This is a genomic window from Streptomyces sp. NPDC055025, assembly GCF_053608565.1.
In genome coordinates this window covers 1-24,784 of sequence record NZ_JBSGVS010000098.1, presented here as the reverse complement: position 1 = coordinate 24,784, position 24,784 = coordinate 1, and the positions used below count along the sequence as shown (strand labels likewise).

20 protein-coding genes are annotated in these 24,784 nt (G+C 70.9%); 16 read left to right on the top strand and 4 right to left on the bottom strand.

What is annotated here, in order from left to right; translation table 11 throughout:
* Window positions 1-70: 70 nt before the first annotated feature.
* The 4 genes from ACWGDX_RS36865 to ACWGDX_RS36850 form a co-directional block, all read right to left on the bottom strand.
* A complete protein-coding gene (locus ACWGDX_RS36865; protein WP_453632836.1) occupies window positions 71-2,470 on the bottom strand; it encodes a transglutaminase TgpA family protein in 2,400 nt (799 codons plus the stop codon).
* Complete coding sequence (locus ACWGDX_RS36860) at window positions 2,467-3,822, bottom strand: DUF58 domain-containing protein (protein ID WP_453632834.1); 1,356 nt, start codon at window positions 3,820-3,822, stop codon at window positions 2,467-2,469. Before ACWGDX_RS36860 ends, ACWGDX_RS36865 begins: the two co-directional genes overlap by 4 nt.
* Window positions 3,822-4,880 (bottom strand): AAA family ATPase, encoded by a 1,059-nt coding sequence (locus ACWGDX_RS36855; RefSeq protein WP_453632832.1) that lies wholly within the window; start codon window positions 4,878-4,880, stop codon window positions 3,822-3,824. Before ACWGDX_RS36855 ends, ACWGDX_RS36860 begins: the two co-directional genes overlap by 1 nt.
* A gap of 220 nt (window positions 4,881-5,100) precedes the next feature.
* Window positions 5,101-5,727 (bottom strand): beta-class carbonic anhydrase, encoded by a 627-nt coding sequence (locus ACWGDX_RS36850; RefSeq protein ID WP_383040025.1) that lies wholly within the window; start codon window positions 5,725-5,727, stop codon window positions 5,101-5,103.
* A 421-nt stretch (window positions 5,728-6,148) separates the two neighbouring features.
* Here ACWGDX_RS36850 and rsmH point away from each other — a divergent pair, with 421 nt between their 5' ends.
* From rsmH to ACWGDX_RS36770, 16 genes are all read left to right on the top strand, one after another.
* On the top strand, window positions 6,149-7,105 hold the full coding sequence (rsmH, locus tag ACWGDX_RS36845; protein WP_453632830.1) for a 16S rRNA (cytosine(1402)-N(4))-methyltransferase RsmH: 957 nt from the start codon (window positions 6,149-6,151) through the stop codon (window positions 7,103-7,105).
* Window positions 7,102-7,755 carry a septum formation initiator gene (locus ACWGDX_RS36840; protein ID WP_453632829.1) on the top strand — a complete coding sequence of 218 codons (654 nt, stop codon included), beginning with the start codon at window positions 7,102-7,104 and terminating at the stop codon, window positions 7,753-7,755. The genes rsmH and ACWGDX_RS36840 overlap by 4 nt, the downstream gene beginning before the upstream one ends.
* 4 nt (window positions 7,756-7,759) lie before the next feature.
* The gene (locus tag ACWGDX_RS36835; RefSeq protein ID WP_453632827.1) at window positions 7,760-9,787 is read left to right on the top strand and encodes a penicillin-binding transpeptidase domain-containing protein; all 2,028 of its coding nucleotides are present in this window, start codon (window positions 7,760-7,762) and stop codon (window positions 9,785-9,787) included.
* A gap of 167 nt (window positions 9,788-9,954) precedes the next feature.
* On the top strand, window positions 9,955-11,622 hold the full coding sequence (locus ACWGDX_RS36830; RefSeq protein ID WP_453632825.1) for a UDP-N-acetylmuramoyl-L-alanyl-D-glutamate--2,6-diaminopimelate ligase: 1,668 nt from the start codon (window positions 9,955-9,957) through the stop codon (window positions 11,620-11,622).
* A gap of 4 nt (window positions 11,623-11,626) precedes the next feature.
* Entirely contained in the window at window positions 11,627-13,057 is a 1,431-nt protein-coding gene (locus tag ACWGDX_RS36825; protein ID WP_453632823.1) for a UDP-N-acetylmuramoyl-tripeptide--D-alanyl-D-alanine ligase, read from the top strand.
* Window positions 13,054-14,124, top strand: a complete 1,071-nt coding sequence (mraY, locus tag ACWGDX_RS36820) for a phospho-N-acetylmuramoyl-pentapeptide-transferase (protein ID WP_453632821.1) — start codon at window positions 13,054-13,056, stop codon at window positions 14,122-14,124. The genes ACWGDX_RS36825 and mraY overlap by 4 nt, the downstream gene beginning before the upstream one ends.
* Window positions 14,121-15,530, top strand: coding sequence for a UDP-N-acetylmuramoyl-L-alanine--D-glutamate ligase (murD, locus tag ACWGDX_RS36815; protein ID WP_453632819.1), 1,410 nt, complete (start codon window positions 14,121-14,123; stop codon window positions 15,528-15,530). Before mraY ends, murD begins: the two co-directional genes overlap by 4 nt.
* A 464-nt stretch (window positions 15,531-15,994) precedes the next feature.
* Window positions 15,995-17,347, top strand: coding sequence for a putative lipid II flippase FtsW (gene ftsW, locus ACWGDX_RS36810; RefSeq protein WP_453632838.1), 1,353 nt, complete (start codon window positions 15,995-15,997; stop codon window positions 17,345-17,347).
* Window positions 17,348-17,353: 6 nt separating this feature from the next.
* On the top strand, window positions 17,354-18,448 hold the full coding sequence (gene murG / locus ACWGDX_RS36805) for an undecaprenyldiphospho-muramoylpentapeptide beta-N-acetylglucosaminyltransferase (RefSeq protein ID WP_363084861.1): 1,095 nt from the start codon (window positions 17,354-17,356) through the stop codon (window positions 18,446-18,448).
* A 14-nt stretch (window positions 18,449-18,462) separates the two neighbouring features.
* Window positions 18,463-19,254, top strand: a complete 792-nt coding sequence (locus tag ACWGDX_RS36800; protein WP_453632817.1) for a cell division protein FtsQ/DivIB — start codon at window positions 18,463-18,465, stop codon at window positions 19,252-19,254.
* Window positions 19,255-19,530: 276 nt separating this feature from the next.
* On the top strand, window positions 19,531-20,739 hold the full coding sequence (gene ftsZ / locus ACWGDX_RS36795; protein ID WP_453632815.1) for a cell division protein FtsZ: 1,209 nt from the start codon (window positions 19,531-19,533) through the stop codon (window positions 20,737-20,739).
* A complete protein-coding gene (gene pgeF / locus ACWGDX_RS36790) occupies window positions 20,736-21,464 on the top strand; it encodes a peptidoglycan editing factor PgeF (RefSeq protein WP_453632813.1) in 729 nt (242 codons plus the stop codon). The genes ftsZ and pgeF overlap by 4 nt, the downstream gene beginning before the upstream one ends.
* A 6-nt stretch (window positions 21,465-21,470) precedes the next feature.
* Window positions 21,471-22,190, top strand: a complete 720-nt coding sequence (locus ACWGDX_RS36785) for a YggS family pyridoxal phosphate-dependent enzyme (protein ID WP_363084865.1) — start codon at window positions 21,471-21,473, stop codon at window positions 22,188-22,190.
* A 124-nt stretch (window positions 22,191-22,314) separates the two neighbouring features.
* Window positions 22,315-22,950, top strand: coding sequence for a cell division protein SepF (locus ACWGDX_RS36780; protein WP_066952252.1), 636 nt, complete (start codon window positions 22,315-22,317; stop codon window positions 22,948-22,950).
* A gap of 91 nt (window positions 22,951-23,041) precedes the next feature.
* The gene (locus ACWGDX_RS36775; RefSeq protein ID WP_046507963.1) at window positions 23,042-23,338 is read left to right on the top strand and encodes a YggT family protein; all 297 of its coding nucleotides are present in this window, start codon (window positions 23,042-23,044) and stop codon (window positions 23,336-23,338) included.
* Between the two features lie 49 nt (window positions 23,339-23,387).
* A complete protein-coding gene (locus tag ACWGDX_RS36770) occupies window positions 23,388-24,668 on the top strand; it encodes a DivIVA domain-containing protein (protein ID WP_453632810.1) in 1,281 nt (426 codons plus the stop codon).
* Window positions 24,669-24,784 lie beyond the last annotated feature (116 nt).

Here is a 24,784-nt window from a genome sequence, read left to right as displayed (position 1 = left end):
CCCCGGCCCCGCGCGGGGCCGGGGAGACGGACGGTGTGGCTGAGCGTGTCAGCCGTGCTGCGGAAGGGCCTCAGCCGACCGGGCCCGTACCGGCGGTATCCGCGCGGCGTGTCCGCAGACCGGCCGTGAACGCCCTGCGGCGCTCCGAGGCGGCCCAGACCACTCGTACGGACGAGCGCGGCGCCAGCAGTGCCCGTAGCCGGATCCAGCGGCTCACCGGAGCGCGCAGCCCCTCATGGATCAGCCGGGCGTCCTCCGCGAGCCCCGTCCCGGGCCGTGGCCGTGGCGCGTACAGCACCTGCTCCACCGAATCGGCCACGCGGTGCGCCGCCTCGGCCGCCGGGCCCTCCAGCTTGCCCAGCCGCACCAGCCGGGCCGCCGTCTTCCGCGGTGTCTGTGACTCGTCCGGCGGGATGCCGTGGTCCCAGGCCGTATCGGTTATCTCCCGCCACACCGCGAGTGTCCGTGCCACGGCGTCGGCTTCCGTACGCCCACGGGAGCCCAGCCGCCGGGCCCGTATCTCGCTGCGCCACAGCATCGGCAGCAGAGGCAGTCCCACCACCAGCAGTACCGCCAGCCCGATCAGCAGCCCGAGCCTCCACGGGAGCCCCCCGCCGGTGGCCGTCGGGGCCGCGCCGGGCGCGATCGTGGCGCACTCGGGCGCCGGCGTCGCCTGCTCCTGGCAGCTCTCCGAGGCGGACGGCGCCACGGACGGCGCGGCGGAGGCGCTGGCCTCGGGCCGCGCCGGGTCGCTCTCGCTGCCCGTCGGGGTGTCCGGACGGGTGTAGTCAGGAGCGCTGCCACGGCTCGGGGTCGGCTCGAAACGGGTCCATCCGACCCCTTCGAAATACAGCTCGGGCCAGGCGTGCGCGTCCCGCAGCCCGACCGACATGCTGCCGTCCGACTGCGGGGAGCCCGGAGTGAAGCCCACCGCCACCCGCGCCGGTATGCCCAGGGTGCGGGCCATGGCGGCCATCGTGAACGAGAAGTGGACGCAGAAGCCTTCCTTGTTCTCCAGGAAGCGGGTGATCGCCGCGGCGCCGGTGCCCGAGTCCACCTGGGTGTCATAGGTGAAGCCGCCGTCCAGCGCGAACCAGTCCTGGAGCCTGACGGCCTTCTCGTAGTTGTTCGCCGCGCCCTCGGTGACACCGAGCGCGGTCTCCTTGACGATGTCCGGCAGGACGGCCGGGACCTGGGTGTACTCGCGGCGCAGGGATTCCGGCGCCTCGGGCGCGCCGGCGAGCTGCTCCCGGGTCGGGTTCACCTGGAGGCTGCCCACCTCGTACCGCGCGCCGCGGGTCGACTGCCCGCGGTCGCCCACCAGCGTCCGGCCCTCGGGCTCGAAGCGCCAGCGGCCGTCGATGTCCACCCTGGTCGCGGGATAGGGCATCGGCAGATAGTTCTGCCGGTACCACCCGGCGGTCGTGATACTGGTCGTGATCTCGGTCGTGCTCACGCCCCGGTTCAGCCCCGGGGGGCCGGGCAGCCGGTCCGGCACGTCCTCGACCCTGCGCTGCGAGAACCTCCAGGACGTCCCGTCGAACCTGTCCAGCGCCATGATCCGCAGATACATGTTCTGGGTGTTCGGCGCGTTCGTCTTGTAGCGCAGCGCCTCGCGGTCCTCGGGCTGGTTCAGATTGTCCTGGAGCGAGACCAGCGGGTTCACCGCGGAGATGGTGCCCCCGCTGCCCAGTCCCGAGCCGTTCCCCTGGCCCGCGCCCGCCAGAAGTCCGCCGTCCAGCGTGGGCAGGACCGCCGGGACCACCAGCGCGATGCCCAGCGCCACCGCCCCGATCCTGCGGCCGGTACGGACCGGGGCGGGCGCGCGGCCCGCCGCCTCCAGACCGGCCGCGAACCGGCCCCGCGAGCGCGCCGCACCGCCGAACACCCGGCCCCACTGGGACAGCCGGTCCCGGCCCTCGGCCAGAAGCAGCAGCAGATAACCGGCGGCCGCGAGCAGGAACCACAGGGAGCCCCCGTCACCGCCGGAGAGCCCCGCTGCGACCGAGTAGAGCGCGAGCAGGGGCAGCCCGGCCGGAGCCGCGCTGCGGAACGTCACCGCGAGAGCGTCCACCGCGAGGCCGATCACCAGGACGCCGCCCACCAGCATCAGCCGGATGCCGTCGGTGGCCGGAGCCGGTATGGCGTACCGCCCGACGTCCTCGCCGCCCGCCGTCAGAAGCTGCCCGAACTCCTGGAAGACCCCGGGCGTCGGCAGGACACCGAGCAGCGCCCGGTCCGCGGCGAAGACCACCGTGAGCATCAGCAGGGCGGCGACGGCCTGGAGCGCCACGGTCAGCGTCCGGGCCAGCGGCACCCGCCGGGCCAGCGCGCCCACCGCGCCCAGCACCGCCACCATGATCGCGGCGTGCAGCAGCCAGGTGGCCGGCTGGACCAGCGGCACCAGGGCGCCCGCCGCCATCAGCGTGGCGGCGAAGGAACAGAGCGCCAGTCGTGTGCTACCGCTCATGACCATCCTCCGGTGGAGCCTGTCGGACCGCCCGTGACGGCCGATTCGGAGCGCTGTCGCGCGGCCTGCCGCCACAGCTCGGGCAGCGCCCCGCCCGGGGGCACCAGCAGGGCCGTCCACCCCGCCTCGCGGAGCTGGCGCAGCCGCTCCTCGACACGGTGGTCCGGGGCCATGCCCTGGGCCCAGCCGGTGCTGTCGAGCACAAAGGCGACGGCGACGCCGCTGCGCTGCCGCATCCGGGCCACCACCGCGGTCTGTTCCTCGTCCAGATCGCCGAGGAAGGCCACCAGCAGTCCCTCACTGCCGCGCAGCACCTCATAGGCACCGGAGAGCCCGGGACCGTCGGAGTGGTCGACGACCGCGAGGGTGTCCATCAGCAGTCCGGCCGAGTCGGCCGCCCCCTGGGTCGCCCCGGCGTAGCCGTCGGCGCCCTCGCCCGGCACCGAGCTGCCCGTGTCCGTCAACAGCCTTACCATGAAGCCGCGTTCCAGCATATGAACCAGTACGGAGGCCGCGCCCGACACCGCCCACTCGAAGGCCGAGTCGGGACCCGCGCCGTGATAGGCGCCCCGTCTGGTGTCCAGCAGCACGGTGCATCTCGCGCGCTGCGGCTGCTCCTCGCGGCGCACCATCAGTTCGCCGTAGCGCGCGGTGGAGCGCCAGTGCACCCGGCGCAGATCGTCACCGTGCCGGTAGCCGCGCGGAATCACATCGTCCTCGCCGGCCAGCGCCTGGGAGCGCTGCCGTCCGTCACCGTACGCCGGTGACTCGCCCGCGAGCCGCACCGGCGGCAGCGCCTCGGTGCGCGGGACGACGGTCAGGGTGTCGAACGCGTTGAACGAGCGGGTCAGTTCGCACATACCGAAGGGATCGCTCAGCCGCAGCTGGAGGGGCCCGAGCGGATACCGTCCGCGCAGATCGGAACGGACCCGGTACGACACCTCACGCCGGCCGCCCGGCTCGACCCGGTCGAGCACGAACCGGGGCCGCGGGCCCAGGACATACGGCACATGGTCCTGGAGCATCAGCAGTCCGGTGGGCATCCGCGTGACATTGTCCATCCGCAGATGCACCCGGGCCTCGGAACCGGCGGGGACCCGGGCCGGCGAGAGCCGCCGGCTGCCCGCCACCCGGTAACGCGTGCGGTAGAGGACCGCCACACAGATCAGTGGCAGCACGGTGAGCAGAAAACCCACCTGGAGCAGATTCGACTGACCCAGGACGAAGGCGCAGACGACCGCCGCGACACCGGCGGCGAGGAACGACCGGCCACGCGTGGTCAGTCCGGACAGCGCGGGCCGCAGCCCGCCCATGTCCTCGCCCTCCACCCCGGCCGGCCCCCCGGACGCCATCACAGCCGCCGTACGCCGGCCTGCCGGCCGTAGAGCGGCCCGGCCGGTCCGCCGGGTCCGCCCGGCGTCTGGTGGCCCTGCGCACGGCCGCCGTCCGCCGTGGGCACGGGGACGCGCTGGAGGATCTCCAGCACGACCTGCTCGGCGGTGCGGCGGTTCAACTGAGCCTGGGCCGTGGGCAGCAGCCGGTGCGCGAGCACCGCGACCGCCAGCGCCTGGACATCGTCCGGCAGGGCGTACTCCCGCCCGCTCAGCGCGGCGGCGGCCTTGGCCGCGCGCAGAAGATGGAGCGTGGCGCGCGGCGAGGCGCCGAGTCTGAGATCCGCGTGATTGCGCGTCGCCCCGACCAGCTCCACCGCGTACCGCCGTACGGAATCGGCGACATGGACCGTACGCACCGCGTCGATCAGCTTCACGATGTCATGCGCGTGGGCCACCGGCTGGAGATCGTCCAGCGGGGAGATCCCGCCGTGCACGTCCAGCATCTGCAACTCGGCCTCGGGGCTGGGATATCCGATCGACACCCGGGCCATGAAACGGTCGCGCTGCGCCTCGGGCAGTGGATACGTGCCCTCCATCTCCACCGGGTTCTGCGTGGCCACCACCATGAAGGGGCTGGGCAGTTCATAACTGTGCCCGTCGATGGTGACCTGACGCTCCTCCATCGACTCCAGCAGCGCCGACTGGGTCTTGGGCGAGGCGCGGTTGATCTCGTCGCCGATCACGATCTGGGCGAAGATCGCGCCCGGCTTGAACTCGAAGTCCTGCCGCTGCTGGTCGTATATGGACACCCCGGTGATGTCCGAAGGCAGCAGATCGGGAGTGAACTGGATACGCCGCACCGAACAGTCGATGGAGCGCGCCAGCGCTTTGGCCAGCATGGTCTTGCCCACGCCGGGGACATCCTCGATCAGAAGATGTCCCTCGGCGAGGAGCACGGTCAGCGAAAGCCGTACGACCTCAGGCTTGCCCTCGATCACACCCTCCACCGATGCGCGGACACGCTCCGCTGTGGTGGTCAGATCAGTGAGGCTCGCTCGATCGTCATAGGTCGTCACCCGGCCCTCCTCGGCCCTTTTACACGGGCCGATGCTCATCGGACGGCCCGGCCCACCCCGAAACACGGACACCGTCCCCGGAAAGTTCCGGAACGCTGTCACAGACGCATTCTTGTTGCCGTTACCGCTTCGTGTCACTCGCCTGTGGATAAGTCGGTGGGATATGTCAGATTTGCCGTCTATCTGGTTTCGGTGGAGCACGTGCCGGTTCCGGCGGTGCTCAGACGACCGGGTCGATCTCCCTCAGCAGGCCCGACTTCACGTCGAAGACGAAGCCCCTGATGTCGTCGGTGTACGGCAGGAAGGGTGACGTCCTGACGCGTCGCATCGACTGCCGTACGTCCTGGTCGACATCGCGGAACGCCTCCACGGCCCAGGACGGCCGCTGGCCCACCTCCATCTCCAGTTCGTGACGGAAGTCCTCGGTCAGGCTCTCCAGGCCGCAGCCGGTGTGGTGGATCAGCACCACGCTGCGGGTGCCGAGCGCGCGCTGGCTGATGGTGAGGGAGCGGATGACGTCGTCGGTGACCACGCCGCCCGCGTTGCGGATGGTGTGGCAGTCGCCCAGGGCGAGTCCGAGGGCGCCGTGCAGGTCGAGCCTGGCGTCCATGCAGGCGACCACGGCGACCCGGAGTACGGGCCGCGCGTCCATCCCCGGGTCGTCGAACCCGGCGGCGTAGCGGTGGTTCGCGTCTACGAGACGGTCGGTGACCGTTCCTCCGGTGCGTGCCGCACCGGCGGGAGCCGCGGCGGGCTCTGCGGGGAGATGTGCGGAAGTCGACATACCTATGACGGTAATGGTCCGGCGTCGGTAAGGCCCGGGGTGAGAAGGGACAAAGAACGTCAACTCGGCATGGTGTGACCTACCCCACAAGGGTGAGTGCGGTGGAACTGAACGGGCGGAATGAGGCGTTTATGGTCTTGTGGAGGGTTGCCCCGGCGACGCGCTGACCGCCCGCTTGACCCGAAACCCCGAGTGCCGGTGGACTAAAGTGGCGGAAGTTCCCGGGCACGCCCCGGACACATTCCGAATTCCCCGCGAGTGCGGCGAACGTGCGGCTCGGCCTCCTCCCGCTCGACGGTCGGCCGACGCCCTTTCCGGCGCCGGCGGACCATCACCCCTTCTGAGCGGGCGGGGACCCGGCGGTACGTAGCGCCGCGCCGGACCTGAGAGGGCGCATGAGCGAGCGCAGCGAGCGAGTCACGGAAGGCCGCGCGCCCGCGGAACACCGGCCGGGGACCCCCGGCGGCCCCCGCGAGGAGCGGGTATGAACCAGGTCCGGCATGTCCCGGTGATGCTCCAGCGGTGCCTCGATCTGCTGGCGCCCGCGCTCGCCGAACCCGGCGCGGTCGTCGTGGACTGCACCCTCGGCCTCGGCGGCCACAGCGAGGCGCTGCTCAGCGCCTTCCCCGCCGTACGGCTGATCGCCCTCGACCGCGACCAGGAGGCCCTGCGGCTCTCCGGCGAGCGGCTCGCGCCGTACGCGGACCGCGCCACGCTCGTACACGCCGTCTACGACGAACTGCCCGAGGTGCTCGGCGAGCTGGGCGCCCCCCGCGTCCAGGGTGTCCTCTTCGACCTCGGTGTCTCCTCGATGCAGCTCGACGAGGCGGACCGCGGCTTCGCCTACGCCCAGGACTCCCCGCTCGACATGCGGATGGACCAGACGGCGGGAGTCAGCGCCGCCGAGGTCCTCAACACCTATCCGCCCGGTGAACTGGTGCGGATCCTGCGCGCCTACGGCGAGGAGAAGCAGGCCAAGCGAATCGTCTCCGCGGTCGTCAGGGAGCGGGAGAAGGAACCCTTCACCCACAGCGCCCGGCTGGTCGAACTGATCCGCGACGCCCTTCCCCAGGCGGCCAAACGCACCGGCGGCAACCCCGCCAAACGCACCTTCCAGGCCCTGCGTATCGAGGTCAACGGAGAGCTCGCCGTCCTGGAGCGGGCGGTCCCGGCGGCCGTGGGAAGCCTCGCCGTCGGCGGTCGGATCGCCGTCCTCTCCTACCACTCGCTGGAGGACCGCCTCGTCAAGCAGGTCCTCGCCGCGGGCGCCGCCACCACCGCGCCGCCGGGACTGCCCGTCGTCCCCGAGCGCTACCAGCCCCGTCTGAAACTGCTCACCCGCGGCGCCGAACTCCCCACGGAGGAAGAGGTCGCCGAGAACCGCCGGGCCGCTCCGGCCCGGCTGCGGGGGGCGCAGCGGATCCGGGAGGACGTTCTGTGAGCGGACCGGCCAAGCAGCTGAAGGGGCGGGCGGCCCGGCTCGCCCAGCTCATGCCCGCCGGATCCAGTTCGGCGGCCCGCACCCCCTTCGTCCTGCTGGTCGTGCTGCTCCTCGGCGGCGGACTGATCACCCTGCTGCTGCTGAACTCCGCCCTCAACGAGGGTTCGTTCCGGCTGAGCGAACTCAAGAAGCGGACCACCGACCTCACCGACGAACAGCAGGCCCTGCAGAAGGACGTGGACGCCTACTCCGCGCCGTACGCGCTGGAGCGGCGGGCCCGCGAGCTGGGCATGGTGCCCGGCGGCAGCCCCGCCTTCCTCAATCCCGACGGTACGGTCCGGGGAGTCCCCGGCGGGAGCGACGTACTGGGTCCGGCGGAGCCGGTACAGCCCTCCGTGCAGCCGTCCGCGATGGAGCAGGTACCGCCGGGGGTCCCCGCGCCGACGTCCGTCGTCCCCTCCGCCCCTGCTCCGGCCGTCCCCCCGGTCCCCGCCCCGCCCGCACCGGTCCTGCCCTCGGCCACGGCGCCTGCCGCCACGGCCGGGGCGTCCGTACCGGTGCCCCAGGTGTCTCCGTACGTCTCCGCGGGGGTGCGGCAGGCTCCCGCGCCGGCCCCCGGAACTCCGGCCCCGACAACCTCCGGCAGGTGACCCAGTGTCCTCCAAGGAACCACCGCGCCGCCGGCTGCCCGGTCCCGCGCGCCCAGGCAGTCCCGCGCGGCCGGGCGGCGCGGACCGGAACCGGCCTGCCGGGCGGCCGCCCGCCCGCCGGCCACGCGCCGGAGCCCCCGCGCCGCAGCGGATCCGGCTGGGCAGCCCCCGCCCCCGGCTGCGTCTGGTCAGCCTCGCCCTGACTCTGATCATGCTGGTGTTCGTCGTCCGGCTGCTCCAGGTACAGGCTGTCGACGCGAGCGCCTACGCCGCCAAGGCGGAGAAGAGCCGCTATCTCAGCCACAAGATCGACGCGGAGCGCGGCGAGATCACCGACCGCTCCGGGATCGCGCTCGCCACCAGCGTCGACGCGTACGACATCACCGCCGACCCGTACATGTTCACCCGCGAGTTCAGCGAGATCTCCGACGCACCCGAGAAGGCGGCGGCGCTGCTCGCGCCGATCCTCGGCGCCGAGACCGGCACCCTGGTGAAGAAGCTCAGGACCCCCAAGTCCCGCTACGCCGTCCTGGCCCACCGCCAGACCCCCCAGGTCTGGAACCAGATCAAGGACCTCAAGAGCGTCCTCGCCCAGAAGGCGAGCAAGGAGCAGGAGGCGAGCGAGCAGGCGGCGGCCGAGGACGACGACGGCACGACGGGCGGCGCGGGTGGCACCGGCGTCAGTGTGCTGGCCGGTGTCTTCCAGGAGGCCAGCAGCAAGCGGGTGTACCCCAACGGTGATCTCGCCGCCGGGATACTGGGGTATGTCAACGCCGCGGGCCATGGCGCGGGCGGTGTCGAGTCCATGCTCGACAAGGAGCTCGCGGGCGAGGACGGCGAGGTCACCTACGCCCAGTCCGGCGGCCGCCGTGTGCCCACCGCGAGCTCCCGGGAGAAGCCGGCGGTGCCCGGCTCCGACATCGAGCTGACCATCGACCGGGACATCCAGTGGGCGGCCCAGCAGGCCATCTCCGAACAGGTCCGCGCCTCCAAGGCGGACCGCGGCTATGTGATGGTCCAGAACACCAGGACCGGTGAGGTCCTCGCCATGGCCAACGCCCCCGGCTTCGACCCAAACGACCTCTCCCAGGCCGACACCGCCGCCATGGGCAACGCGGCCCTCCAGGACGTGTACGAGCCCGGCTCCACCAGCAAGGTCATGTCCATGGCCGCCGTACTGGAGGAGAAGGCCGCCACCCCCGGCACCCATGTCGTCGTCCCCAACCGGCTGCACCGCGGCGACCGGCTCTTCAAGGACGACATCGACCACCCGACCTGGTATCTGACGCTCAACGGCGTCCTGGCCAAGTCCTCCAACATCGGCACCATCCTGGCGACCGGCCAGCTCGGCAGGACCCAGCCCGAGGCCAACAAGGTCCTCCACTCGTATCTGACCAAGTTCGGCATCGGCCGGCCCACCGGCCTGGACTACCCGGGCGAGACCCAGGGCATCCTCGCCAAACCCGAGGACTGGTCCACCTCGCAGCAGTACACGATCCCCTTCGGCCAGGGCCTCTCGCTCAACGCCATGCAGGCCGCCTCGGTCTACTCGACCATCGCCAACGGCGGCGTACGGATCGAACCCACGCTCATCCGCGGTACGACAGGACCCGACGGACGCTTCACCCCCGCGCCCGCGCCCAAGAAGACCCGCGTGGTCAGCGAGAAGACCGCGAAGACGGTCGCCACCATGCTGGAGTCGGTCGTCGGCAACGAGGAGGGCACGGGCACCAAGGCCCGTATCCCCGGCTACCGCGTCGCCGGCAAGACCGGTACGGCCAACCGGGTCGACCCCGACCTCGGCCGCTACAAGGGCTACACCGCCTCCTTCGCGGGCTTCGCGCCCGCCGACGATCCGCAGATCACGGTCTACTGCGCCATCCAGAACCCGACCAAGGGCAGCTACTTCGGTGGCCAGATCTGTGGACCCATCTACAAGAAGGTCATGGAGTTCGCTCTCAAGACCCTGCAGGTCGAACCGACCGGCAGTGACCCAGCCAGGCTGCCGGTGACCTTCAAACCCGGCGAGTGACCCCAGGGAAAGCGCCAGTGACAACGATCACCCCCGATTCGGGGAACCACCCGGAACGCGCCGCGCAGGAGGCCCCCTCACTTGGCCCGCGGCCCGCGGAGCCCGGTACGCTCACCGCCGTGCCACAAGCTGATCAGTACCACCGAACCACCCCTGAGGACGCCCCTGTGAATCAGCCGGGGACGCCCCGCCCGGAACGGGTCCGCCCGACCTCCCTCGCGGAGCTGGCGGCCCGGCTGGGAGCCGAGGCACCGGGCCCGGGGGAGGTGGCGCGGCCGGCGGCGGAAGCGGGCCCCGGCAGGTCCGCGGCCCGCGGGGAGGCGACCGGGATCACCCATGACTCGCGCGCGGTACGCCCGGGAGACGTGTACGCCGCCCTGCCCGGCGCCCGCTTCCACGGCGCCGACTTCGCCGCCCAGGCCGCCGACCTCGGGGCCTCCGTCATCCTCACCGATCCGGCGGGCGCCGAGCGCGCCAGGGCCACCGGACTGCCCGTCCTGGTCGTCCCCGACCCACGCGGCAGCATGGGGGAACTCGCCGCCGAGATCTACGGACACCCCGGCCCCGATCTGCTCCAGATCGGTATCACCGGCACCTCGGGCAAGACCACCACGGCGTATCTCGTCGAGGGCGGACTGCGCGGCGCGGGCCGTCGTACGGGTCTGATCGGCACCGTGGAGATGCGGATCGGCGACGAGCGCATCAAGTCGGAGCGCACGACCCCGGAGGCCACCGACCTCCAGGCACTCTTCGCCGTCATGCGCGAGCGCGGTGTCGACTCCGTCGCCATGGAGGTCTCCAGCCACGCCCTGGTGCTCGGCCGGGTCGACGGCTGCGTCTTCGACGTCGCCGTCTTCAACAACCTCAGCCCGGAGCACATGGAGTTCCACTCCGGGATGGAGGACTACTTCCAGGCGAAGGCACGGCTGTTCACCCCGGAGCGCAGCAGGGCCGGTGTCGTGAACTTCGACGACGCCTACGGCCGCAGGCTCGCGGTCGAGGCGGCCGTCCCCGTCACCACCTTCTCCGCCGAGGGCCACCCGGACGCCGACTGGCACGCCGAGGACGTCGTGGTCGGCTCGCACGGCTCGACCTTCACCGCGGTCGGCCCCAGGGGCGAGCGCGTCCGGGCCGAGGCGCCGCTGCCAGGCCCGTTCAACGTCGCCAACACCCTGGCCGCGGTGGTCACCCTGGCCGTCGCCGGGATCGACCCGCACACCGCCGCCGACGGCATCGCCGCGGTGCCCGGGGTGCCGGGCCGGCTGGAGCGGGTGGACGCGGGCCAGCCCTATCTCGCCGTCGTCGACTACGCCCACAAGACGGACGCCGTCGAATCGGTCCTGCGCTCCCTGCGCAAGGTCACCAAGGGCAAGGTGCATATCGTCCTCGGCTGCGGCGGCGACCGCGACGAGAGCAAACGCGGGCCCATGGGAGCGGCCGCCGCCCGGCTCGCCGACACCGCCGTACTGACCTCGGACAACCCCCGCTCGGAGGACCCGCTCGCGATCCTCGCCGCGATGCTGGCAGGCGCCGCCGAAGTACCGGTCCATGAGCGGGGCGATGTGCTGGTCGACGCCGACCGTGCCTCCGCGATCACCGCCGTGGTCTCCCGCGCGCACGCCGACGACACCGTACTGGTCGCCGGCAAGGGCCATGAGCAGGGCCAGGACATCGCCGGAGTGGTACGCGCCTTCGACGACCGCCAGGTCCTGCGCGAGGCCATCGAGAGCTCCCTGCGGCACGAGCCGGGACAGGAGCCCGGCCATGACCACCGCGGCGAGCCACGCCAAGAGCAGCGCCATGAGCACCGCCACGAGAACAACAGTCAGGGATGACCCAGTGATCGCCCTCTCCCTCGCCGAGATCGCCGCCATCGTCGGCGGGCAGCCGCACGACATACCGGACCGGTCCGTCCGGGTCACCGGATCCGTCGTGTACGACTCCCGCGCGGTGGAGCCCGGCAGCCTCTTCGCCGCCTTCGCCGGTGAGCGTGTCGACGGTCACGACTACGCGGAGCGCGCCGTCGCGGCGGGCGCGGTGGCCGTCCTGGCCACCCGCCCCGTCGGCGTGCCCGCCGTGGTCGTCGACGATGTCGTCCAGGCCCTCGGCGCCCTCGCCCGTACCGTCGTCGAACGCCTCGGCGCCACCACCGTCGCCCTCACCGGCTCGGCCGGCAAGACCAGCACCAAGGATCTGATCGCACAGCTTCTGAGCCGCCTCGGGCCCACCGTCTGGCCCGAAGGCAATCTCAACAACGAGATCGGTCTCCCGGTGACGGCTCTGCGGGCCGTCGAGGACACCCGCTACCTCGTTCTCGAAATGGGCGCCAGGTACGTCGGGGACATCCGCTATCTCACCGGGCTCGTGCCGCCCAGGATCGGTCTCGTACTGAACGTCGGCACCGCCCACATCGGGGAGTTCGGCGGCCGTGAGCGGATCGCCGAGGCCAAGGGCGAGATGGTGGAGTCCCTCCCGTCCGCGGCCGAGGGCGGCGTGGCCGTGCTCAACGCCGACGATCCGCTCGTACGCGCCATGACATCGCGCACCAAGGCCCGCGTCCTGCTGTTCGGAGAGGCGGGCGAAGCAGACGTACGGGCAGAGAACGTCCGTCTCACCGGGACCGGACAGCCCACTTTCCTGCTTCGAACACCCTCCGGGTGCAGGGACGTGACACTGCGGCTGTACGGTGAGCACCACGTGTCGAACGCGCTCGCCGCGGCCGCCGTCGCCCATGAGTTGGGCATGTCCGTCGACGAGATCGCCGTGGCGCTCTCCGAGGCGGGAACCCTCTCCCGCTGGCGTATGGAGGTCACCGAGCGCGCGGACGGCGTGACGATCGTCAACGACGCCTACAACGCGAATCCCGAATCCATGAGAGCGGCGCTCCGTGCGCTGGTCGCCATGGGCGGTGCCTCACGGGCCGCGGGGGGCCGTACGTGGGCGGTGCTCGGCCCGATGGCCGAGCTGGGGGACGACTCGCTCGCCGAGCACGACGCGGTCGGACGGCTCGCCGTCCGGCTCAACGTCAGCAAGCTCGTGGCAGTCGGGGGCAGGGAAGCGTCCTGGCTGCAATTGGGCGCTTACAACGAGGGTTCGTGGGGTGAGGAGTCGGTGCACGTGTCCGACGCGCGGGCGGCGGTCGACCTGTTGCGCAGTGAGCTGCGTCCGGGAGACGTCGTGCTGGTGAAGGCTTCCAGGTCGGCCGGTCTTGAACGGGTCGCCCTGGCACTGCTCGAAAGCGCCAGCGAGGGCGAGGTCGCCGGCCGATGAGGCAGATCCTCTTCGCGGGAGCCATCGGGCTCTTCCTGACCCTGATCGGCACACCGCTGCTGATCAAGCTCCTGGCCCGCAAGGGATACGGGCAGTTCATCCGGGACGACGGCCCGCGTTCGCATGGCAGTAAGAAGGGCACGCCCACCATGGGCGGTATCTCCTTCATCATCGCCACACTGATCGCCTACGCCCTGGCGAAGGTGATCACCGGCGAGGATCCGACGTTCTCCGGTGTACTGGTCCTCTTCCTGATGGCCGGTATGGGGCTCGTGGGGTTCCTGGACGACTACATCAAGATCGTGAAACAGCGTTCGCTGGGTCTGCGGGCCAAGGCGAAGATGGCGGGCCAGCTGATCGTCGGTATCGCCTTCGCGGTGCTGTCGCTCCAGTTCGCCGACTACCGCGGCAACACCCCCGCCTCCACCAGGCTGTCGTTCATCATGGACTTCGGCTGGTCGATCGGCCCGGTGCTGTTCGTGGTCTGGGCGCTCTTCATGATTCTCGCGATGTCCAACGGTGTGAATCTCACCGACGGTCTGGACGGTCTGGCCACCGGCGCCTCGGTGATGGTCTTCGGCGCGTACACCTTCATCGGGCTCTGGCAGTTCCAGGAGTCCTGTGCCAACGCGATCACCCTGACCAATCCCAACGCCTGTTTCGAGGTACGGGATCCGCTCGATCTCGCGGTCGTCGCCTCGGCCCTGATGGGCTCGTGCTTCGGCTTCCTGTGGTGGAACACCTCACCCGCCAAGATCTTCATGGGTGACACCGGTTCGCTCGCGCTCGGCGGCGCGCTCGCGGGGCTCGCGATCTGCTCCCGTACGGAGTTCCTGATCGCCCTTCTCGGCGGTCTGTTCGTGATGATCACGATGTCCGTGGTCATCCAGGTCGGCTCCTTCAAGATGACCGGCAAGCGGGTCTTCCGGATGGCGCCGCTCCAGCACCACTTCGAACTCAAGGGGTGGTCCGAAGTCCTTGTGGTGGTCCGGTTCTGGATCATCCAGGGCATGTGTGTGATCGTGGGTCTGGGGCTCTTCTACGCGGGCTGGGCGGCCGAGAAGTGAACTGGCACGGCAAGCGGGTCACCGTCGCGGGTCTCGGGGTCTCCGGGGTCCCGGCGGCCCGGGTCCTGCGCGGCCTCGGCGCCGAGGTCACCGTCGTCAACGACGGGGACGACGAGGGCGCCCGCGCCCAGGCGGCCGAGCTGGAGAAGCTCGGGGTCACGGTGCGTCTCGGCGACGGGGCGACCCTGCCCGAGGCCACCGAGCTGATCGTCACCGCCCCCGGCTGGCGGCCGGACAAACCCCTCTTCACGGCCGCCGCCGCGGCCGGTGTGGAGATCTGGGGCGATGTCGAGCTGGCCTGGCGGCTGCGCGGTCCGGGGGCCGCCCCCTGGCTCGCGGTCACCGGCACCAACGGCAAGACCACGACCGTCAGGATGCTCGCCTCGATCCTGGCGGCGGCCGGGCTGCGCACCGCGGCCGTCGGCAACATCGGGGTCTCGCTGCTGGACGCCGTCACCGGTGAGGAGACGTACGACGTCCTCGCCGTCGAGCTGTCCAGCTACCAGCTCCACTGGGCGCCGAGTCTGCGCGCCCACTCCGCGGCCGTGCTCAATCTCGCGCCCGACCATCTCGACTGGCACGGCTCGATGGAGGCGTACGCCACCGACAAGGGCCGTATCTACGAGGGCAATACCGTCGCCTGTGTCTACAACGCGGCCGACCCCGCCACCGAGGAACTGGTGCGGGCGGCCGATGTCGAGGAGGGCTGCCGGGCGATCGGCTTCACGCTCGGCACCCCCGGGCCCTCCCAACTGGGCGTCGTGGACGGCATCCTGGTCGACCGCGCCTTTGTCGAGAACCGCCGGGAGCGCGCCCAGGAGCTGGCCCAGGTCTCCGATGTCCAGCCGCCGGCGCCGCACAACATCGCCAACGCGCTCGCCGCGGCGGCCCTGGCCCGCGCCTTCGGTGTCGGGCCGGCCGCCGTACGCGACGGACTGCGCTCCTTCCGCCCCGATCCGCACCGGATCGAACATGTCGCGGAGGTCGCCGGAATCACCTACGTCGACGACTCCAAGGCCACCAACACCCATGCCGCCGAGGCCTCCCTGGCGGCGTACGACCCGATCGTCTGGATCGCCGGCGGTCTCGCCAAGGGCGCGGCCTTCGACGAACTCGTCACGGCGTCGGCGAAGCGGCTGCGCGGGGTCGTCCTGATCGGCGCCGACCGCGCGCTGATCGGGGAAGCCCTCGCGCGACACGCCCCCGAAGTCCCGGTCGTGGACCTCGACCGGACCGACACTGGGGCGATGTCGGCGGCGGTCCGCGAAGCGGCACGGCTCGCACAGCCGGGGGACACGGTACTGATGGCCCCGGCCTGCGCCTCGATGGACATGTTCGCCAACTACAACAAGCGAGGCGAGGCGTTCGCGGACGCGGTACACGCACTCGCCGCCGAGCACGCCTGACCGGCCCGGCCCTCGTGCCGGGCCGTCCCGGGGCCGCGACACCCGTGGTGACCCCGCGGGCCCCGGATCCCCGGCAGCCGCGCCAGGCACGACTGGAGGGGACAGCGACGATGCCGTCCGACGACACCGCGGACCGAAGGCCCGTCCGGCGGATCTTCACGGACCCGCGCCGCCGGGAGGGCCCCGGCCCCGGCGGCGGACCGTACCCCGCCGCGGGCCAGGGACCGTCCGGCTACGGAAGGTACGGCGACGGCGGATACGGCGGCCCCGGGGACGGTGTCCCGTCCCATGACGCGCGCCACCGGCCCCCCATCGCCGGCAGATCCGATCCGCCGCGGCCGTCGGGACGGCCCCCGGGGCCGCGTCCCGCGCTCCACCGCTGGGGTCTGACGGGCGGGCCCGTGCTCGCGGGCCCGCCCGTCGGCCACGCCGCCCGGAGCCCCGCAGCGGCCCGTCCAGGGCCCCTGGCAGGGCTCGGACAGGGTCTCGCGCTGCGCGGCAGGGCGGTGGGAGCCGCCGTCCGCCGTCCGCCCTCCGCGCGCCGTGCGAGCGGCAGGACGGGCGCCCCCCGCCCTCCCCGGGGCGGCGGGCCCAGACAGCTGTACGAGCGGGCACGGCGCGCCTGGGACCGGCCGCTGACCGCGTACTACCTGATCCTCGGCAGCGGTCTGCTGATCACCCTGCTCGGTCTGGTGATGGTGTACTCCGCGTCGGTGATCTACGCGCTCCAGCTCTCGCTGCCGTCCACCTACTTCTTCCGCAAGCAGTTCCTCGCGGTGGTCCTCGGCACCGGACTGCTCCTGCTCGCCTCCCGGATGCCGGGCAAGCTCCACCGGGCGCTGTCCTATCCGCTGCTGGTCGGCGCCGTCTTCCTGATGGTGCTCGTGCAGGTCCCCGGGATAGGGCGGTCCGTCAAGGGCAACCAGAACTGGATCTATCTGGGCGGCCCGTTCCAGCTCCAGCCCAGCGAGTTCGCCAAGCTCGCGCTGATCCTGTGGGGCGCCGATCTGCTCGCCCGCAAACAGGACAGGAGACTACTGTCCCAGTGGAAGCATCTGCTGGTGCCGCTCGTGCCCGTGGCGTTCATGCTGCTCGGACTGATCATGCTCGGCGGCGACATGGGTACGGCGATCATCCTGACCGCCATCCTCTTCGGTCTGCTCTGGCTCGCGGGCGCTCCCACCAGGCTCTTCGCCGGGGTGCTCGCCGTCGCGGGCCTGGTCGGCTTCGTACTGATCAAGACCAGCGAGAACCGGCTCTCCCGGTTCGCGTGCATCGGCGCGACCGATCTCGGCCCGGAGGGCGAGTGCTGGCAGGCGGTCCACGGAATCTACGCCCTCGCCTCCGGAGGATGGTTCGGATCCGGCCTCGGCGCGAGTGTGGAAAAATGGGGCCAACTGCCCGAACCGCACACCGACTTCATTTTCGCCATCACCGGGGAGGAACTGGGGCTGGCGGGGACGCTGTCGGTACTCGCCCTCTTCGCGGCTCTAGGCTATGCGGGTATCCGCGTGGCCGGACGCACGGAGGATCCCTTCGTGAGGTATGCCGCGGGAGGTGTGACCACCTGGATCGCGGCGCAGGCCGTGGTCAACATCGGTGCGGTGCTCGGTCTGCTGCCGATCGCCGGAGTCCCGCTCCCGCTGTTCTCCTACGGAGGGTCGGCCCTGCTGCCGACCATGTTCGCCGTCGGGCTGCTGATCGCGTTCGCGCGGGAGGATCCCGCCGCGAAGGCGGCCCTGGCCATGCGGCGGCCCGGGGTGAGATGGAAGACGATGAGACGGCGCGTCAAGAAGCGTCCGTCCGGAGAGCGGTGAATTTCGGTGCATGTCGTACTCGCCGGTGGGGGGACCGCCGGCCACATCGAGCCCGCGCTCGCCCTCGCGGACGCCCTGCGGAGGCAGGACCCCACCGTGGGGATCACGGCCCTCGGCACGGAGCGCGGACTGGAGACCAGGCTCGTTCCCGAACGCGGCTACGAGCTGGGGCTGATCCCCGCCGTACCGCTGCCGCGCAGGCCCACACCGGAGCTGATCACCGTCCCCGGGCGGCTGCGCGGCACCATCAAGGCGGCCGAGCAGATCCTGGAGCGCACCAAGGCCGACTGCGTGGTGGGCTTCGGCGGCTATGTCGCCCTGCCCGGCTATCTCGCGGCGAAGCGGCTCGGGGTGCCGATCATCGTCCATGAGGCCAACGCCAGGCCTGGGCTGGCCAACAAGATCGGTTCGCGGTACGCGGCCGGAGTGGCCGTCTCCACACCGGACAGCAAGCTGCGGGGCGCCCGGTACATCGGTATCCCGCTGCGCCGTACGATCGCCACCCTCGACCGGGCGCGGGTGCGTCCCGAGGCGCGCGCCGCCTTCGGGCTCGACCCCAATCTGCCGACGCTGCTCGTCTCCGGCGGCTCGCAGGGCGCACGCCGGCTCAACGAGGTGATCCAGCAGATCGCTCCGGTGCTCCAGCGCTCCGGTATCCAGATCCTGCACGCGGTCGGTCCCAAGAATGAAATGCCGCGCGTGGACAACATGCCCGGAATGCCGCCCTACATCCCGGTACCGTATGTGGACCGGATGGATCTCGCGTACGCCGCGGCCGACATGATGCTCTGCCGCGCGGGCGCGATGACCGTCGCCGAACTCTCCGCCGTCGGGCTGCCCGCCGCCTATGTCCCGTTGCCGATCGGCAACGGCGAACAGCGGCTCAACGCCCAGCCGGTGGTGAAGGCCGGCGGCGGCCTGCTGGTCGACGACGCCGAACTGACTCCCGAGTGGGTGCAGAGCCAGGTCCTTCCGGTGCTCTCCGATCCGCACCGGTTGTACGAGATGTCCCGCGCGGCCGCCGAGTTCGGCCGCAGGGACGCCGATGATCTGCTGGTCGGCATGGTGTACGAGGCGATCGCCGCACGCCGTCAGGCGTAGGGAGGCAGGGGAGAGTGGCCGGACCGACGACCGCCGAGCGCGGCACACGACCGCGTTCGAAGTCCGGCCGCCCTCCCCGGGAGTCGGCGGCCCGCCGCTTCCGGCGGCCGGGCCGGCGGCTGATGATCGTACTGATCATGGCGAGCGTGCTGCTGGCGGGCGGCACCTGGGCGCTGTACGGCTCGGACTGGCTGCGGGTCGGGCGGGTGACCGCATCGGGCACCGAAGTGCTGACCCGCGCGCAGGTGAAGGCCGCCGCGGCCGTACCGGTCGGGGCTCCGCTGATCTCCGTGGACACGGACGGGATCGAGGCCAGGCTCCGGCGGAAGCTGCCGCGTATCGACTCGGTCGAGGTGGCTCGTTCCTGGCCCCATGGAATCAGTCTGAAAGTGATCGAACGAAAACCCGTCCTGCTTATCGAAAAGGGCGCAAAGTTCATCGAAGTGGACGGAGGCGGCGTACGTTTCGCCGAGGTGGAGAAGGCGCCCGCCGGCGTCCCCCGCCTTGAATTGACGGTGGACCGGACAGCGGCCCCCCGGCGCTTCGGAACCGACCGGCTGATCCTCGAAGCGGTACGCGCCAGAAGTGAACTCCCCCGGAAAGTGGCCCGGGACACCAGGAGGATCAGGGTCCGTTCGTACGACTCGATCTCCCTGGAGCTGACCGGCGGCCGTACGGTGATGTGGGGAAGCGCCGAGGACGGCGCGGCCAAGGCGCGTGCGCTCACCGCTCTGATGAAAGCGGCCCCCAAGGCCGCGTACTTCGATGTAAGTGCTCCCACCGCGCCTGCCGCGTCGGGGAGTTGACGGACATATGCGCTGGCCAGCACCCTGGTTGGTCAGCGCTATGGGTGATCACATAGGGTGAAAAGAAAAACGGGAGGTTCGGCGTGTTCGTTGAACGTGCGCCACTTGTCGACTTAGTGTCCTGTTCGGAAGAGTCCAAGAAGCGGACACACTGGTAACCCTGAACTTCAACATCAGGGTTTGGGTCGGCGTTTCGGACCGTCCCATCGGCATCAGTCGTCGCGGCGCCACATCGGCGGAGCGGCGACACGTAACTCGAGGCGAGAGGCCTTCGACGTGGCAGCACCGCAGAACTACCTCGCAGTCATCAAGGTCATCGGTGTCGGCGGCGGTGGTGTCAATGCCATCAACCGAATGATCGAGGTCGGCCTCAAGGGTGTCGAGTTCATCGCGATCAACACCGACGCGCAAGCCCTGTTGATGAGCGACGCCGACGTCAAGCTCGACGTCGGCAGGGAACTCACCCGAGGTCTCGGGGCCGGGGCCAACCCGGCCGTCGGCCGCAAGGCGGCGGAGGACCACCGTGAGGAGATCGAGGAGGTCCTCAAGGGGGCCGACATGGTCTTCGTCACCGCCGGGGAGGGCGGCGGCACCGGCACCGGCGGCGCGCCCGTCGTGGCCAACATCGCCCGCTCGCTCGGGGCCCTCACGATCGGTGTGGTCACCCGCCCGTTCACCTTCGAGGGCCGCCGCCGGGCGAACCAGGCGGAGGACGGCATCGCCGAACTCCGCGAAGAGGTCGACACCCTCATCGTCATCCCCAACGACCGGCTGCTCTCCATCTCGGACCGCCAGGTCAGTGTGCTCGACGCGTTCAAGTCGGCCGACCAGGTCCTGCTCTCCGGTGTCCAGGGCATCACCGACCTCATCACCACGCCCGGTCTGATCAACCTCGACTTCGCCGACGTCAAGTCCGTGATGTCCGAGGCGGGCTCGGCGCTCATGGGCATCGGCTCGGCCCGCGGCGACGACCGCGCGGTGGCCGCCGCCGAGATGGCGATCTCCTCGCCGCTCCTCGAAGCGTCCATCGACGGCGCCCGCGGTGTCCTGCTCTCCATCTCCGGCGGCTCGGACCTCGGTCTCTTCGAGATCAACGAGGCGGCCCAGCTGGTGAGCGAGGCGGCCCACCCCGAGGCCAACATCATCTTCGGCGCCGTCATCGACGACGCCCTCGGCGACGAGGTCCGGGTCACCGTCATCGCGGCCGGCTTCGACGGCGGACAGCCCCCGGCCCGGCGCGAGACCGTGCTCGGTGCCTCGGGCAAGCGCGACGAGCCGGCCCCGTCCCGCGTGGACAGCGGCCGGTCCACGAGCGGACTCGGCACCGTGCCGCCGCGCGAGGACCGCCCGGTCAAGCGCGACCCCGCCCCGGTGGCCAACGAGAAGCCCCTCTCGCCGGTGCACCCGCCGCACGTTCCCCCGGCCCGTCCGTACCAGCAGGACAGCCAGGCCGAAGAGCTGGACGTTCCGGACTTCTTGAAGTGATACGGCAGCACGAGACACTGAGCGGCGCGCACTTCGCCTTCACCGACCGGTGGGGCGGGGTGAGCGCCGCTCCGTATGAGCGGCTCAATCTCGGCGGCGCGGTCGGTGACGACCCCGAGTCCGTGCGCGCCAACCGCGAACTCGCCGCGAAGTCGCTGGCGCTCGACCCCGCGCGGGTCGTCTGGATGAACCAGGTGCACGGCCGCGATGTGGCCGTCGTCGAAGGACCGTGGACGAGCGGGGAGATCCCCGCCGTCGACGCGCTCGTGACCGTGCGGCGCGGACTGGCACTCGCCGTACTCACCGCGGACTGCGTTCCCGTACTGCTGGCCGACCCGGCCGCCGGGATCGTCGCCGCCGCCCACGCGGGACGTCCCGGTATGGTCGCCGGGGTCGTCCCCGCCGCCGTCGAGGCGATGACCGCGCTCGGCGCCGAACCCTCCAGGATCACCGCCCGTACCGGCCCCGCCGTCTGCGGACGCTGCTACGAAGTCCCGGCGGCGATGCGGGACGAGGTGGCCGCCGCGGTACCGGAGGCCTGGTCCGAGACGAGCTGGTCCACCCCGGCCGTCGATGTCGTCGCCGGGGTCCACGCGCAGCTCGCGGCCCTGGGGGTCACGGACCGGCAGCGCTCCGCGGCCTGCACACTGGAGTCGGACGACCACTACTCGTACCGCCGCGACCGCACGACCGGGCGGCTCGCCGGATATGTCTGGCTGGACTGATAGCGCATGAACGACCGCAGAACCGAACTCGCGGCGAATCTCGCCACGGTGGAGGAACGTATCGTCTCCGCCTGTGCGGCAGCGGGCCGCAAGCGGGAGGAGGTGAATCTGATCGTGGTCACCAAGACCTACCCGGCGAGCGATGTACGGCTGCTCCATGAACTCGGCGTACGGCAGGTGGCCGAGAACCGCGATCAGGACGCCGCCCCCAAAGCTGCTGATTGTGTGGATTTGTCGCTTACATGGCACTTCGTCGGTCAGTTGCAGACGAACAAGGTCCGTTCCGTCGTCACTTACGCCGATGTCGTGCAGTCCGTCGACCGGATCAAACTGGTCGGGGCGCTCTCGGCGGCGGCCGTCCGCGCGGGGCGCGAGCCGGTCTGTCTGATCCAGGTCGCGCTCGACGCGGAGTCCGGCGCACGCGGGGCGCGGGGCGGGGTGGCGCCCGACGGAATCGAGGAGTTGGCCACGGCGGTGGCCGAGGCACCGGGACTGCGGCTCGGCGGTCTGATGACCGTGGCGCCGCTGGCCGGTCCGTACGCGGGCCGGCAACGGGCGGCGTTCGAGCGGCTGCTGGAATTCTCATCCCGCCTGCGCGCGGACCATCCGGCTGCGAACATGGTCTCGGCAGGGATGAGCTCGGACCTTGAGGACGCCGTGACGGCCGGAGCGACACATGTTCGCGTCGGTACGGCGGTACTCGGAGTCCGACCCCGGCTCGGGTAACGTCGCGAAGCAAGTCGGACCACAGCAGAAAATATGGTCATTTCCGCCGAAAGGTGGACAGACCTAGTGGATCGCGGGCACTTGGTGACGAGGCCGATCCACCACAGAGCGGAGGACTCAGAGCATGGCCGGCGCGATGCGCAAGATGGCGGTCTACCTCGGCCTCGTGGAGGACGATGGGTACGACGGCCGGGGTTTCGACCCCGATGACGATTTCGAACCCGAGCCTGAACCCGAGCGGGAGCACCGGCGCCACCAGCCCGTGCACCAGCAGGAGCGTGAGCGGGAACGGGAGCGGGAAGAGCCGATGCGGGTGGTCCAGCCTCCCGCGCAACGTGAACGCGAGCGCGAACCGGTGTCGCTGGGGGCGGAAATCGGGCGTCCGGCGCGAATCGCCCCCGTGGCATCCATCACACCTGAACGTCCGAGTCTGGAGAAGAACGCACCGGTGATCATGCCCAAGGTTGTGTCCGAGCGGGAGCCCTACCGCATCACCACGTTGCACCCGAGGACCTACAACGAGGCCCGTACCATCGGGGAACACTTCCGCGAGGGCACTCCGGTGATCATGAATCTCACGGAGATGGACGACACCGACGCGAAGCGACTTGTCGACTTTGCCGCGGGACTTGTCTTCGGTCTCCATGGCAGCATTGAGCGGGTGACGCAGAAGGTGTTCCTGCTGTCTCCTGCTAACGTCGATGTCACGGCGGAGGACAAGGCCCGCATCGCAGAGGGCGGGTTCTTCAACCAGAGCTAGGAACACAGCACCGGGAACGACCCGGTCGCGCGGCGGGAACGGCCCGGCGCGGGACCGGACCAAGTGAGCCAGGGGAGAGGGAAGCAGCGGGATGGGCGTCGCACTACAGGTGGTCTACATCGCGCTGATGTGCTTCCTCATCGTGCTTATTTTCCGGTTGGTCATGGACTACGTCTTCCAGTTCGCCCGCTCATGGCAGCCCGGCAAGGCGATGGTGGTCGTTCTGGAGGCCACCTACACTGTCACCGATCCACCGCTCAAGCTTCTTCGGCGGTTCATTCCGCCGTTGCGTCTCGGGGGCGTGGCACTCGACCTGTCCTTCTTCGTTCTGATGATCATCGTCTACATCCTGATCTCGCTGGTGAGCACTCTTGCGAGGGGGATGTGAACGATACGGTCTTGCCGACTGCCGACGACTACGTAGAGGTGAAGAAGAGATGCCATTGACCCCTGAGGACGTGCGGAACAAGCAGTTCACGACCGTCCGCCTCCGAGAAGGCTACGACGAGGACGAGGTCGATGCCTTTCTCGACGAGGTCGAGGCCGAACTGACGCGCCTGCTCCGCGAGAACGAGGATCTGCGCGCGAAGCTGGCCGCCGCGACGCGTGCCGCCGCGCAGAACCAACAGCAGCAGGGCATGCGCAAGCCTCCGGAACAGCAGGACCGTCCCGGTGCGCCTGTCCCCGCCGCCATATCCGGACCGCCGGTTCAGCAGCAGCCGCCGCAGATGGGCCCGCCCCAGCTGCCCGGTGGCGCTCCGCAGCTCCCCGCGGGACCGAGTGGCCACGGTCCGCAGGGTCACGGTCAGCAGGGTCATGACCCGCGTGGCCAGCACGGCCCCGGCCCGATGCAGGGCGGCCCCATGCAGCAGGGCGGCCCGATGCAGGGCGGTCCGATGCAGGGCGGCCCCATGGGTCAGGGTCCGATGGGTCAGGGTGGCCCCATGCAGGGCGGCCCGATGCAGGGTGGTCCCATGCAGGGCGGCCCCATGGGCCAGGGTCCGATGGGTCAGGGCGGTCCCATGCAGGGCGGCCCGATGCAGGGCGGTCCCATGGGTGGACCGATGGGCGGCCCCATGGGCGGCCACGGCCCGCAGATGCAGCAGCCCGGTCAGGGTCCCGGTGGCGACAGCGCCGCGCGGGTGCTCTCGCTCGCCCAGCAGACCGCCGACCAGGCGATCGCCGAGGCGCGCTCCGAGGCGAACAAGATCGTCGGTGAGGCGCGCAGCCGTGCCGAGGGCCTGGAGCGCGACGCGCGCGCCAAGGCGGACGCGCTGGAGCGGGACGCGCAGGAGAAGCACCGTGTCGCGATGGGCTCGCTGGAGTCCGCGCGCGCGACGCTGGAGCGCAAGGTCGAGGATCTGCGCGGCTTCGAGCGCGAGTACCGGACCCGTCTGAAGTCCTACCTGGAGAGCCAGCTCCGTCAGTTGGAGACCCAGGCGGACGACTCGCTGGCCCCGCCGCGTACGCCGGCGACCGCGTCGCTGCCGCCGTCGCCGTCGATGGCTCCGGCCGGAGCGGGCGCGATGGGGCACGGCGGTATGGGCGGACCCTCCATGGGCCACGGTGGCCCCTCGGGCCCGTCGTACGGCGGCCAGCAGCAGATGTCCCCGGCGATGACGCAGCCGATGGCACCGGTACGGCCGCAGGCGCCGCAGCCGATGCAGCAGGCGCCGTCGCCGATGCGGGGATTCCTGATCGACGAGGACGACAACTGACGGGGGTCCGCGCGGGTAACGCGTAGCCGTCGGCAGGCAGAAGGGCCGGGCCCGGGGAAGATTCCCCGGGCCCGGCCCTTGTGTTGTGCGGGACCCGCCGCGCGGGGGTCCTTCCC

Excerpts from the sequence above, each read along its gene's own strand:
- ACWGDX_RS36865 (WP_453632836.1), bottom strand. The coding sequence starts at position 2,470 with ATGAGCGGTAGCACACGACTGGCGCTCTGTTCCTTCGCCGCCACGCTG.
- ACWGDX_RS36860 (WP_453632834.1), bottom strand. The coding sequence starts at position 3,822 with ATGGCGTCCGGGGGGCCGGCCGGGGTGGAGGGCGAGGACATGGGCGGG.
- rsmH (WP_453632830.1), top strand. The coding sequence starts at position 6,149 with ATGAACCAGGTCCGGCATGTCCCGGTGATGCTCCAGCGGTGCCTCGAT.
- mraY (WP_453632821.1), top strand. The coding sequence starts at position 13,054 with ATGAGGCAGATCCTCTTCGCGGGAGCCATCGGGCTCTTCCTGACCCTG.
- ACWGDX_RS36785 (WP_363084865.1), top strand. The coding sequence starts at position 21,471 with ATGAACGACCGCAGAACCGAACTCGCGGCGAATCTCGCCACGGTGGAG.
- ACWGDX_RS36780 (WP_066952252.1), top strand. The coding sequence starts at position 22,315 with ATGGCCGGCGCGATGCGCAAGATGGCGGTCTACCTCGGCCTCGTGGAG.
- ACWGDX_RS36775 (WP_046507963.1), top strand. The coding sequence starts at position 23,042 with ATGGGCGTCGCACTACAGGTGGTCTACATCGCGCTGATGTGCTTCCTC.
- ACWGDX_RS36770 (WP_453632810.1), top strand. The coding sequence starts at position 23,388 with ATGCCATTGACCCCTGAGGACGTGCGGAACAAGCAGTTCACGACCGTC.